This is a genomic window from Vibrio cincinnatiensis, assembly GCF_022113815.1.
Classification (GTDB): domain Bacteria; phylum Pseudomonadota; class Gammaproteobacteria; order Enterobacterales; family Vibrionaceae; genus Vibrio; species Vibrio cincinnatiensis_A.
Window position 1 is genome coordinate 149,800 of record NZ_SGOM01000003.1, and the last position, 12,373, is coordinate 162,172.

Below are 12,373 nucleotides of genomic sequence, written 5' to 3' on the forward strand. Positions count from 1 at the left end.
ATTCCTTACAATATGTGTTCTGGGGATAGCTCTGTAATCAGTTTTATAGAGGAGACCATCTGATCCAGTTGGAAATGTGGCCTTAAATGGATCACTGAGTAGTAATTTCCTGGACTACCCAATTTTTCCGTCACTCGTATCCGCGCTTCATTAAGCGGATATTTTGCTCTTAGTTCATCCGAAGCTTCATCGGATGCGGTCGTATATTTGTGTAACCACGCCTGAAAATCCCTTTCTATACTTTGTGCATCTTGGTAACTTCCAACTCTATCTCGTCCCATCACTTTGATATAATGAGCAATTCTTGATACACAGAGTGTGTATTGCAACATCGATGATAAACGAGCATTGACATTAGCCCCTTTCTCCGAAAATAGACGGGATTGATGCAATGAAATATTCGATGTAAAACTAATAAACTGTGTTTCTGCTACTGGGGATAAAGGAATAAAACCACAATCCGATAACTCCTGCTCACGTCGTTCTGTAACTTTAAGATTTAGGGGCGCTTTATAGCGCTGAACTTTTCCTGGTAAATGAACACGACACGATGATGGAGGTTGAATAATTCCTTGTGAATAGTCCCCCGTTTTATGTCCACGAATATGAGTAAACCAACCGTTTTCCTGAAATGCACGCATGATGACTGCCGCAAAACAAAAAGAAGCATTTCCCCAAAGCAAGTCACGATTGGAATCACGGATCCGCTCGTTATAAACAAATTGGTCACTTCTTGAACCATCACTACAATATGGCTGACGGTAAAGAACATTCGGCATTGTTAGTCCAATAAAGCGCACATCATCTGATTCTCTTAATTTACGCCAATTCAAATACTCACTTTGCTCAAACTGGGTATAGATATTTCCGATAGAGGCAATATCAGAAAAATGATCCGTACCAAAAACGCTAGGGCTTACCGACATAATAAAAGGACTAAAAGCCGCAGCAGCCGATTGAGCCATTTTACCTAAAGTTCGAATATCTCTATCCACCGCATTTCTTCCCGGTGACTGCCCTAAATAATAATCTCCAACTAATAATCCGAAAGGTTCTCCACCCGGCATTGAATATTCATTTTGATAGATCAATTTAAACAAGGCTGATTGATCAAACTCTATCGCTCGCGTTGCATCTTTGACTAACTCATCCCAAGTACATGTTAAGATTTTAATTTTTACTAATTCTTCAGCATTAGAGTCTTTTTGCTCAACTAAATAACGCAGCCCCCGCCAAGTAGATTCAAGACGTTGGATAACACTATGGTGTAAAATATCGTCTAATTGCTGGTTTAACTGGACATCTATCTGTTCAATCGTACTCAGAATGCTATGAAAGAATTCCTCTTTACTCTTAATACCAGCTAACTCAACCCAGTACTGTATTGCTTGACTTAAGTCCTTAGTATCCAAAAAACGCTCGATCCAATGATTTGCCAATAATGGCTGATCTGGGGTCGCTCGTTGATGTGTGAGTTGTTCTACTGAGACGAAATTCATGCTACTCATCAGGGGCTGGTGTAATACACCACCCCTGCCTTCTTAATTAACCACCTGATTGTGGTATTTTTGCGACTAAACGTAATGAAGTTGTCAATTCTTCCATTTGCAGCCAAGGTTTTAGCCAAGCAACCGCATTATAAGCTCCCGCTGTACCAGGAATTTCTTTAACCTGAACACGCGCATCAGCCAATGGATATTTAGCACGGATCTCTTGACCACCCCCTTCCGAAGCGTTGACGTAACCTAATATCCAACGATTCAACCAAGACTCCACATCTTCCGCTTCCATAAAACTTCCGATTTTGTCTCGTGCCATCACTTTGAGGTAGTGAGCAAATCGAGAAGTCGCCATCATATAGGGTAAGCGAGCGGAAATTGCCGCGTTTGCAGTGGCATCAGGAGAGTCATACTTCGCGGGTTTTTGGCAGGTTTGCGCACCAAAAAACACCGCATAGTTCGTATTTTTATAATGACATAAAGGAAGGAATCCCAGTTTGCCTAATTCCGCTTCACGTCGATCCGTGATTCCAATCTCAGTTGGACACTTCATATCAGGATCACCATCATCACTCATAAAAAAGTGAGTCGGTAAATTATCAACTCGGCCGCCACCTTCAGCGCCACGAATCGCGGTACAGAAGCCATATTTAGAGAATGCATCTGTCAATTTAGCACCCAGAACATAAGAGGAATTCATCCAACAATAGTCATTATGCTGTGCATTGGTGGCAATACCAGAAAGTTCATCAACATCAAACTCTTCAAACCCGAACTCTTCGACTGGTGACGTTGCTTGACCATAGGGCAAACGAGCTAAGACTTTAGGCATTGTCAAGCTCACAAATCGAGAGTCTGCACTTTCACGAAAAGCACGCCACTGAGTGTACTCTAGTGATTCAAATACTTTTTCTAAGTCACGAGGTTTAGAGAGTTCTGTCCATTCATCGAACCCAAATAACGCTGGAGAAGCCGCAGAAAGGAAAGGTGCAAAACCGGCGGCAGCAACATTAGACATTAAACGTAAGCTCTCAATATCTTCCGGATGATTAGTAAATTCATAATCACCAATCAATGCGCCATAAGGTTCCCCCCCTGCACTACCAAATTCGGCTTCATACACTTTTTTAAAGATTTGGCTTTGATCAAATTCAACCGCTTTACTTAAATCTTTATGCAACTCTTTCTTCGTCATGCTGACCATACGAATTTTAAGCGTAGAGCTGGTTTCCGAATTCATGACTAAGTAATTCAAACCTCGCCAAGTTCCTTCCAACTTTTGTAGATCGGGGTGGTGCATCACTTCCGAAAGCTGTTCTGATATTTTTTTATCCAGAGCCGTGATTGCTTCGCGGAAGGTAACGGTTAAGTTTTTATTCCAAGTCACTGTACCTTTCAAAGCTTCTTCAGCTAAAGTTTTGATCAGTTCTTGTGCACGAGCAGCTTCTGTTTGTTTCGTTGCACCAATTGCCTGTTCAAGAAATGAAAGTGACTGACTCTCAACAGTCGGGTCCAATTGATTTTCTAACTGTGTTGACATCTTATTTTCCTTATTCTGCCAGCGCATCGCCCTGACCAATCTTCAGCTCATCAGCCAATTTGGATAAGTTTTCAGTATTATTGAGTACCGCCTCTAGAACATTTTCCAAATCTTCAGAACGATCGACTTTGGTCATTAAGTCTCGTAACTTATTTCGGGTATCCATTAATTGACGAAGAGGATCAACTTGCCTAACAATGGAGGCAGGTTCAAAATCTTTCATTGACTGAAACTTCAAATTAACTTGAAACTCAGAATCATCATCCGCGAGTGTATTTTTCACTTTAAATATGACTGATGGGCTCATTTTTTTCAGAACATCATCAAAGTTATCACGATCAATTTGAATGAACCGTCGATCTTTCAATGGTTTAAGAGCCTCGGTATTTTGACCAGCAAAATCCCCCATAACCCCAACCACGAACGGAAGCTCTTTCTTCAATGATGCGCCTTCAGTTTCTACATCGTAGGTAATATGAACACGTGGTTTCCTGACTCGTGACAGTTTCGAGTGAATACTAGCCATATTGTTCTCCCTTTAATTACTCATCTTTATTTGCTATGCCAACTAAACGGAAGTAGCCCTTTTTGGCTTCTCCATCAGATATCAGCTCTGCCAATAAATCAGGCAAAGCCATTCCACACCAGCGAATGACTTGTTCGATAGTGTATGAAACGGGTGAATGTGGTTCTGTCTCTCGAAAAAAATCAGCCACTTTTCGTAATTGCTCTATTGCCTCTTGCCGAGATTCTACATTTCCATTCCAGAGTTCATGGTGAAGGCCCGTACGAGTATTGTTCTCAGCGTTTAACCCAAATTCTTCTTGCCCATCTAATACTTCTGACGTACTTGTGCCAGCACTTCTTATTAGTTTATCGCCAGCAAGATGCTTTACCGCGGCATAGATGGCGTCTAGCTTATGAGCAATATATGAACTTGGGGTCACCTCTCCACAAACATTATCGAGTACTTCAGAAAAATGCCGAAAGTTATCAATCGCACTCTGTAAATCTTGTTCTAATTCCTGATAAAAAGTGCGACTAGAAGCTTTAGCGGTTTGTACAATATCGTTAAGCGCAGCAACACCTTGATTGTGTTTAGCGCGCTTTTTATCTTCATCGAGTCGCTCAATTTCCAGCGCCTGTTGGTACTCCCAGTAGGCATAAGCTTGCTCACTTCCCTGCTCAGTAATCGGGATACATGCAAGCGGAAAAACTAATGTTCCCTCATTATCGATACCATTAAGCCCAATAATAGGAGAGATGCGTGTCTCGATACCTTCTTCATCTGGCATTGGATGTAAGTGTGGCCAGTAATGCTCTACATAATAACTCGCTAGATCATAACCAATTGCCATACCTCTGAAACCCTGTAAACGGGTCAAGGCCTCTATCAGCCAAGCAACGAACTCCAAATCTTTAGTCTGCGTTGCTAACGCTAGTGGTAACTCTTCTAGAAAAACGCGCCACAAACTGGAGTGACTGAGAAGAGGCTCTTCTTCAACAATGGCATTACGCTCGATATTTCGAGCCTGCATACGTTGATCTTTCAGTCGATAATAGAGTGACTGGGGAGTGATATCTCCTCTCGGGTCAATCCCCGTAGGCGATTCTCCCGCTATCGCAGCTTTTGCTGCATTCAACCAACCATAATCGATGTCCTCAAAGCCCATTCATTCTTCTCCTTGGGTATACCGGAACCGTGGCATCAGAGGAAACGGTTACGCCTTCACTAGCAAACGGCAAACTGACTTTGATGAGAGCACATGTAATATTGTCACTCGCACCACGAACTAAAGCAGAATGAAGCAAAGCCAACCCAGATTGATTCACCGAATCTGCATAAAGGCTATTTTTTATTTCGTTATCATGTAGCTCTTTCGTTAACCCATCGCTGCATAACAAAAATTGATCCCCGTGTTGTAACTGACCCGACACCTGATCAATTCGAACGCCATACTCCACACCGATGGCCCGAGTAATAACATTGGCTAAGGGGTGATCTTCAGCTTCATCCACAGATAAAATCCCTTGCTCTATCATTTCCATCACTTGGCTATGATCACGCGTTTTCTGTGAAAAAATATCATCACGCAGTAAGTAAATCCGGCTATCTCCTACCCAAAGACAGTGAAAATAACCATCTTGGATCATCAACAACACCATGGTCGTGCCCATCGTTTTCCCAGCTAAATGCTGCTGTGCATAATCATAGATATCCATATTCGCCAGTTCTATTTGATGGCGTAAGTCATCAACACTGAAATGTGGAGTATCAATAATAAACCGTTCAATTTTATCCACTAACATTTGGCTGGCGACATCTCCAGCAGCATGCCCTCCCATACCATCGGCGACCACCCAAACCTGACGACTCGTCATATCCAATAATGAATCTTCGTTATATGGACGAACTTTTCCTGGATGCGATTTTGAAAATGTAAAAAAATTCCAATTCATTCACTTACCCACATTACCAATTCCACTTTTCCCATTGCCCATCCAGCATAGCGGCATATTTGCCTATTGGAGGTAAACCCTCGGAGATAAACGTAATAGGCTCCACGGTATCGTTTCCATCAGTCCACCAATAACAGGGGGTGTTGTATTTTTCGTTAATAAGAAACTTGAGCAGATCGTCCGCCCCAATTTCAGCATACTCCTTGAATATCAATGACTCACACTCAGCATTTTTCAACGAAACCTGACCACTAAACTTACGATTCAAAGCCAAGTTGTCGTTCGATGAGGATAAAAGATTCAGCCAATGATCAAACGAAAAACTATCTTCTAATACAGCCAACGCTAATGCTTGTGAATCTTCCGCCCAGACTCTATGCTGCCAATAGGCTAAGGCATGCTCTTCGACCAATCGGGCAACCGTAAAAAAGAAATATCGCCCGGCAGCATCCACACTTGGAATCATGCTACCAATTAATGTTGACTCACCCGTTATCGAAGCATCGAATGAAAAATTCCATATTGGTGCATTCAGATACAGTGTCTGCCAACGCTCTTGAAGCTGCTCTCGACTGACCGCAATCACAGCTTGTTGCCAGTCATGTAACACATTTGCACAATGCTTAGGCAAACCATGTTTGATAAAATCGCCTTTTGCGGGGATCTTTCCGATATACCCCCAACCCGGAGTTACAATGTCTGAGGGCATCGGAATCTCTCCATATCATTAGACCAAAATGGGTTCATGGTACTTCTGGGTATTAATTCCAACTGAACTTTATTACCTCTCAGATCAATCATAACGATGTTATCTCTACGAGATTCAGGCCTCGCTTTAAGAGACTGGTCGAGAAGCTTAAACATCCCCCACTCTCCCTCAAAGGTATGCGATATTTCACGACGAGAATCGGGTGGAGTGAATATAATCCGAGCAACAGGGTGCTTAGAGGGCCAACTCAACGTTTGTATTCTTGCAGGGCCATGCCTATAAACTAAATTTTGCCCACCTAACTCAAGGGAAAAACTGGTAATATGCTGATCTAAATAAATCGGCTTCATACCAAAATCGACCCTTAACGTATTATCTGATTCAAAAAACACCTGTCTTATTCGGTCTGCTCGTTGAAATATTGCTAAGGTATTTTGGCTCACCCCTATTTCTTGTTCAAAACGCCATACTGACTTTGACGTATCCACAAATGGGGCTAAGTACTCATTAAAGAATGAATCCAATGTTCCTCCATAGCCAAAGAAGCGACTAAAATCTTTCAATGTGACTTCTCTTTGTGCTGAGGGATTGAAAGGATAACGTCCCTGTATACTTCTTTGATATGGTTTATAAACTTTGTTCGTCCATAGTGTATTGAGGTGTACTCGTGACCCCTTCTCCGCTAACTTAGCAGAACCACTGGACAGTTCACCTAGCCAAGAATCAAAAGGCTTTGGCAATAATTGCCTTGCGTGATTAATCGATGCAGCAACCTCACCACTTAATGTCCCGTTTAACATACTCTTATAAGCCACTCTTTGGTTATTACCTGAGCTTGATAAATCTGAGAGGTATTTTCTAAGGCTGGATAATGCTTGATGAATGTCCTCAAAGTCTTGATCAGTTATCTGAATAATATCCTCAAATGCCTCTTCAACTTCTTTACCAGGCAAAGAGAGATTAAAGTTTTTATCATCGGAAGGACGATATCGACGTAATGTGTCCGCCGTACTAGATAATTTCACTTTAGCCACATTACTTGCTACCTCGGCCGTAGCTTTTTCATTTTGTGACAAAGCGAGTTGAGTGAGAGCCACTTCTCTTCGCACTGCTTTTAATAATGATTCCACTGGCCTTTCAGAACTCACTAGTGTATCAGTTTGCTCCAAACTACTTTTCAGATCAGAAGTCGGTTTTAATTGAAGATCGTCAAGTAATGATCTCCATTCATGAATGTAATCTCGAAAATAACGATCACGAACACCAGCAATAGCAAGATCGTGATCAATATTGCGAGCATCAATTTCATCACCATAAACCCAGTTCTCTTCCATTAAGGACTTAACTGTCCGGCCTATCTGTAATTGAAATATACTGTGAAAACCATTGTAGGTATAAAAACCCGAGATCCCCATGGATAATGGTTTACCACTACGTCTTTCAAATTGCTCAAGACTACGAGCCCCCAACACATCCGTTAAGCGGAAAGAAGGAACATGGCTTTTAATAAATTGTAATTTCATTCTCTGGTAAGCCCTTTCAGATAAGGACATTTGCGTAAGCACTTGTCGAGCATCTGAAACAACATCATTACTTAAATAGAGACCTTTTTCTGTTTGGTTAATATAATTCTTTGTGTGCTGCTCTAAGTCTGAACGTAATCCTTCATTTAACACACCTGAATATGCTTGCTCATAGTAATAAGAGAACCAGCCCAATACATGTTCAGGATCTAATTTATCGTCATTAAACAACATTAAGTATGTTTTCAGTGTCTCGTATAAATACTCTCGGTGATGCTCATTCGATCTCAGCTCACTTAACAAGATGCCTTCAATAAAAGGGGCAAAATAGTTGACTAATGCATTGTGATAAGCGGCTTTCGCAGATTGCTCAATTTTCTCACCTTGATACAATCCTAGAGATCTGACTTTACCTTTCTCTTCTTGTTGCTCACTATTAACCATTGGGAGCATCATGATTTGATTTAACACATCCACTGATGGAATTAAGTTGTCTATCAAATCAATATCTTGAGTATGAATAAGATGCTGTACTTCTTTTATTTGAGTATCCGTTCGACGGATCAAATGGTTATTCCATTGATAGCTCATCATCCATAACGTGACGGCTAATAGAGAAACTCCTGCACAAATTACATATGCACTTCTTCGTAGCCAGCTGCTTTGTTTTTGATGGTGTCGATTGACAGTCCCCAGCAATTGCTCCTTAAAAATGACATCTTCAAAAAGTTTTTTCACAAAATACGTACAAGAGTCTTTAGAGCTCAGGCGTAATGGCGGTCTACCGAGTCCGAGACCTTGCGAAGTCTCAAGCATAATCCTGTCTATCGGCATACCTTCTTGAAGAGAACTCACGATGAATACACCACGAATCATGGATGGCTCTTCAAACTTATTTTGAGCAAAAATCTCCGTTAGAAACTCATCTAAATTCGCCTGTAAACAACGAAGTTGCTTAGGAAACTCAAACATTAAAGAGCGTTTATCTAGATCTTCTTCCATTTCTAATCGTTGCATCATGCGCTTATCTAATGATTCAAGAAGATCATGGAACTCTTTGTTAAACAGAGAAATCACTCCTCTTTCGTCCTCAACTTCACGAGGAAAAACAAAGCCTAAAAACTCTTCTCTCTTTTCTTTGCTAAGATCAGAAAAGAATTCATTGAATCCAGCGATCAAATCAGCCTTAGTCAATAAAACATAAATAGGAAACTGCATTCCCAGTTGATTCTTGAGTTCTTGCAAACGATTTTTAATTGCTCGGGCGTGCAAACCTCGTTCTGTTCGAGTTTGGGTCATCATACTAGCAAGGCTAAGAGTCACAATGGCACCATTTATTGGACGCTGCTTACGGTATTTTTTCAATAACCCTAAAAAACCATACCAAGCTTTAGAATCTACTTGCACTTGGCTATCTTGCGTCGTATACCGCCCAGCGGTATCAATCAGCACGGCTTTATTGGTAAACCACCAATCGCAATGACGAGTGCCACCTATACCACTAACAGAATCACTTCCTAATGCATCACTTAAAGGGAACTCAAGACCAGAATGCTTTAGTGCCGAAGTTTTACCTGTACCAGGAGGACCAATCAATACATACCAAGGTAGGTTATACAGATTCTTCTTTCCTTTCCCATCTTTAGTAATGATTTGAACAGCGCGGTCAATTCGTTCACGCATGACATCAATTTCTGAGGCTGCTTCATTGTCATTTAACGAGTCCACTTCTAGTAAATGCTGAATGCTCTCGTCTTGCTCTTTACGCTCTTTTTGCTGACGGAATAGATTCATTGCCCCCCAACCAAAAATCAAAACAGCGATCATCAGCAATCGATTAAATTCTGATTTAAATGGTTCAGATCCAGCAATCGCAATCAATGGCCCGACAAACCAAATGAAGATAGATATGGCTAGTAAACCCACTAAGCTAATAACCCAGCGCTGGCGAAAAAAGTTTTGTATAGCGACCATCTAGTTATTCCCATCCATTAACTGACTAGAAATCAGCAGATCAATTTCAACTCGTCTATTCATTCTTCGCCCTTCTGGGGTTTCATTGGATGCCAAAGGTTTTGCGTCCCCCCAACCTTCAGGAATGATTCGTCCTTTAAGCATTCCATTAGACATTAAATAATCAGTCAAAGATGTAGCTCTTGCTAGAGACAAGTGCCAGTTAGAAGGAAACTTACTGGTAAAAATAGGCTTATTATCCGTATGACCAATAACTAAAAGTTTTCCCGTGGTGGATTCTAACGCCCTAGCCACTTTCGAAATAACGGGTCGCATATGGGCAACCATCTCTGCACTACCAGACTGAAATAAATCCTGTGATTGAAAAGAAATACGGACTCGATCAGCCAACGGCTCTACACGTAATATCCCCATTTCTATTTCTGTTGCTAAAAAACGTTGTATCTGCTCACTAATGGCAAGTGAAGAACCATAACTATCCTGATGCTGGGATGCAGCTCTATCTGGCAATAGATTAGTCAAGTTGCTAAAGGTCACATCGGATTTTTCATTAAGATTAAAGTTCAAATACATATAAATACACGCTAACAGTGCAGCTGTAATAGAGAACACCACCCATAGTGGTGCTCTCTCTGTCACCTGCTGACCGGTTAGAATATTTTTCATCGTACTTTCATATAATTCCGTATCAGGTACTCTCTCGTAATGTTTCAATACATCCATAACTTTAATTTTCAAGGCCCGATGCTGCTCACTACCATTCTCTTTGACACGGAAATGTCCTTTAAAGCCTAAACTCATACATAAATACATGACTTCCAGAAGATCAAGAGACGTTTTAGGCTGTTTAAGACATTCCTCTAAATGTATAAAAAACTCTTCTCCTCCTTGCGTATTTGAATAAAACGTAGAGAGTAGAGAATTATCAACCCATACAGACTGGCTACCCCATACGGTATTCAATACCGCCTCGTCAATAGCACAGCAGAGGCAGTATCTAGCAATATCAATCTCTCTCGGGTCAGCACTTCGCAAGCGAAGACGATTCTCGTAATCACGCATTTTCTGAACAAAGGCTTCTCGTAACTGCTTTACATCACTATGAACTGCAGTAGAACGGATCTGTCCAAGTAAAGAAAATATGATGTTTGCCTCTGCGAGTAAGACATTACTACCATAAGCAATCACACTAGATTCTTTCTCTTCTTTTATCATCTGGGTTAAAAGAACTGTATTATCACTTTCAACAGCGGCTACTGCTGACAAAGCGGAACCTTTCTTTCTTCCAGGTGTCGGTTTTACAATTGTCTCATCCATAACTTAACCGCTACTGATTGATGCTCCAAAGCTCCATTTCTAAACCTGGATAATTCCCAGATACGTGAAAAGCCATACCACCGCTTTCCATTAAACGAGACCAATAAGTCCCTTTTTTGATCAATTCAAAATACACAAAGCCTGAGGAATAAGGCATCTGCCGAGGCACAACGTTTAAAGGAGCAATGGAGATACCATTAATTTGGTTATTGATCAGCTCACGAATGTTTTCCGCAGGCCCAACCTTAATCTGCCCAGGTAACTTCCGACGAATTTCTTCCGGAGAAACATCGGCTTTGATAGCGAGAACAAACTGGCAGACTGAGAGCAATTTTTTATCAGGCAGAGGAGTCACATGAATACCAAATTGCCGAATATCAAGCGGCATTTTAGTCGCGGTTTGTTCAAGCACAACACTTAAGTACTGGCTTAATATTTGGTTAATTTCAGCAAATACCTCCCCCATATTGTGATGAACATACTCAGGTAATTTAGGTATTCGTTTATTTTTATTTGAAAATGTTGCCAATTCACCCACTAAACTAAACAGATGTGTTACTAAGGTATAGGGGTGCAACTCAACACCTTGAGACCAATGCCGTAGGCTTGCCTCATAGCGATTTAGCATTTGTAACATGATAAAATCGACAGCAGAAGAAGCCGCTGATTTTCCCTGAGCTAAACGTTGGGCAATAGCATCCGCTCGAATTTTAAGCATAGCTAAAATATTCTTCAAATACTTGGTTAATACTGGGCTATGATGCACATTAAGGAAGGGAGGGACATAATCTTCATCAAGGATAATTTCACCTTCAGCCGTCACCTGACGAATACGAGCTAGAGGAAGTGAAACATAACCAGGAAGGTTCTCATTAGAGACTTTAATTTCACATTTTAACCCAGCCAATTGAACAATCTCTTCATCCACTCCAAAAACATTATCCGTAAGGCTAGACTCAATAAACTTATAGCGTGTCACTTGAGTATCTTCTGCTGTAGAAACATTCTTACCTTGGTATTTTTCAATAGGCACAGCTAATTGAATCAGAGTGTTCTCAATATGAGGCTCTACGGTGATCGCTGGAGGTATAGAATCTTTCTCGGGAATAATAACCAATGTCATGTCAGGTAGAATGGCAATTAACTTAGTAAGAGATAACTGTCCTTCTTTTAGAGAAGCAACCTCAAAGCTAAGTTGCTCAATTCCTCTAGCATAACTGCTAGTTAATCTTGCTAACCCTCGATATTCATAGGCCAATGCCCGTTCCTGCTGTTGGAAATGCTGTGGACGCAAAAACATCCCTTCACTCCAAACCATTGGTGAATATACACTCATTTATAAACCTATTAA

At 41.1% G+C, this 12,373-nt stretch carries 9 protein-coding genes; all 9 read right to left on the reverse strand.

All coding sequences use genetic code 11. The annotated features are described in order from the left end of the window. Positions 1 to 5: 5 nt before the first annotated feature. Genes tssC (EXA13_RS05700) through tssK form a run of 9 tightly spaced genes read right to left on the reverse strand, consistent with a single transcriptional unit; the run spans position 6 to position 12,358 of the window. On the reverse strand, positions 6 to 1,499 hold the full coding sequence (gene tssC / locus EXA13_RS05700; RefSeq protein WP_238132318.1) for a type VI secretion system contractile sheath large subunit: 1,494 nt from the start codon (positions 1,497 to 1,499) through the stop codon (positions 6 to 8). A gap of 46 nt (positions 1,500 to 1,545) precedes the next feature. Next, the gene (tssC, locus tag EXA13_RS05705; RefSeq protein WP_078927376.1) at positions 1,546 to 3,039 is read right to left on the reverse strand and encodes a type VI secretion system contractile sheath large subunit; all 1,494 of its coding nucleotides are present in this window, start codon (positions 3,037 to 3,039) and stop codon (positions 1,546 to 1,548) included. A 10-nt stretch (positions 3,040 to 3,049) separates the two neighbouring features. Next, positions 3,050 to 3,565, reverse strand: a complete 516-nt coding sequence (gene tssB, locus EXA13_RS05710) for a type VI secretion system contractile sheath small subunit (RefSeq protein ID WP_238132319.1) — start codon at positions 3,563 to 3,565, stop codon at positions 3,050 to 3,052. Between the two features lie 16 nt (positions 3,566 to 3,581). Next, on the reverse strand, positions 3,582 to 4,712 hold the full coding sequence (gene tssA, locus EXA13_RS05715) for a type VI secretion system protein TssA (protein ID WP_238132320.1): 1,131 nt from the start codon (positions 4,710 to 4,712) through the stop codon (positions 3,582 to 3,584). After that, entirely contained in the window at positions 4,702 to 5,499 is a 798-nt protein-coding gene (locus EXA13_RS05720; RefSeq protein WP_238096841.1) for a PP2C family protein-serine/threonine phosphatase, read from the reverse strand. The genes tssA and EXA13_RS05720 overlap by 11 nt, the downstream gene beginning before the upstream one ends. A 13-nt stretch (positions 5,500 to 5,512) precedes the next feature. Beyond that, positions 5,513 to 6,208, reverse strand: a complete 696-nt coding sequence (gene tagF, locus EXA13_RS05725) for a type VI secretion system-associated protein TagF (protein WP_238132321.1) — start codon at positions 6,206 to 6,208, stop codon at positions 5,513 to 5,515. After that, on the reverse strand, positions 6,190 to 9,705 hold the full coding sequence (gene tssM / locus EXA13_RS05730) for a type VI secretion system membrane subunit TssM (protein ID WP_238132322.1): 3,516 nt from the start codon (positions 9,703 to 9,705) through the stop codon (positions 6,190 to 6,192). Before tssM ends, tagF begins: the two co-directional genes overlap by 19 nt. Continuing rightward, positions 9,706 to 11,022, reverse strand: coding sequence for a type VI secretion system protein TssL, long form (gene tssL, locus EXA13_RS05735; RefSeq protein WP_238132323.1), 1,317 nt, complete (start codon positions 11,020 to 11,022; stop codon positions 9,706 to 9,708). 10 nt (positions 11,023 to 11,032) lie between these two features. Next, positions 11,033 to 12,358 carry a type VI secretion system baseplate subunit TssK gene (gene tssK / locus EXA13_RS05740; RefSeq protein ID WP_238132324.1) on the reverse strand — a complete coding sequence of 442 codons (1,326 nt, stop codon included), beginning with the start codon at positions 12,356 to 12,358 and terminating at the stop codon, positions 11,033 to 11,035. Positions 12,359 to 12,373 lie beyond the last annotated feature (15 nt).